The organism is Streptomyces sp. SID12501 (assembly GCF_010550245.1).
Classification (GTDB): Bacteria; Actinomycetota; Actinomycetes; order Streptomycetales; family Streptomycetaceae; genus Streptomyces.
Window position 1 is genome coordinate 1 of the sequence record NZ_JAAGLU010000241.1, and the last position, 641, is coordinate 641.

At 71.0% G+C, this 641-nt stretch carries 1 protein-coding gene; it reads right to left on the bottom strand.

Going from position 1 to position 641, the window contains the following annotated elements:
• Window positions 1–68: 68 nt before the first annotated feature.
• Window positions 69–641, bottom strand: a 573-nt coding sequence (locus G3I71_RS45490) for an ACT domain-containing protein (RefSeq protein ID WP_164324806.1), incomplete at its 5' end; no start/stop codon positions are given.

The window sequence follows — 641 nt, forward strand, 5'->3', positions numbered from 1 at the left end:
GGCGGCGCATGACCGCGCCGACCTGGCCCGTCGCCCCGACGACGGCGATCCTCAGTCCCTCGGCCACGTCAGCGCCCCGTCCCGCCGTACACGACGGCCTCGGTCTCGGTGTCGTCCAGGTCGAACGCCGTGTGGACGGCGCGCACCGCGTCGTCCAGCTGGTCGGCGCGCGTGACGACGGAGATGCGGATCTCCGACGTCGAGATCATCTCGATGTTGACGTTCGCCTCGGACAGCGCGGCGAACAGCTTGGCGGACACGCCCGGGTGCGAGCGCATGCCCGCGCCGACGAGCGAGAGCTTGCCGATCGTGTCGTCGTACTGCAGCGACTCGAAGCCGATCGACGGCTGGTCGGCCGTCAGGGCGGCCGTGGCCGTGGCGCCGTCGGTGGCGGGCAGCGTGAACGAGATGTCCGTCAGGCCCGTCGCGGCCGCGGACACGTTCTGCACGATCATGTCGATGTTGACGCCGGCCTCGGCGACGATCTCGAAGAGCCGCGCGGCCTTGCCGGGCACGTCCGGGACGCCGACGACCGTGATCTTGGCCTCGCTGCGGTCGTGCGCGACGCCCGAGATGATCGGCTGCTCCATGCTGGGGTCCTCCTGGTCGGTGACGAGCGTGCCGGTGTGCGTCGAGAACGA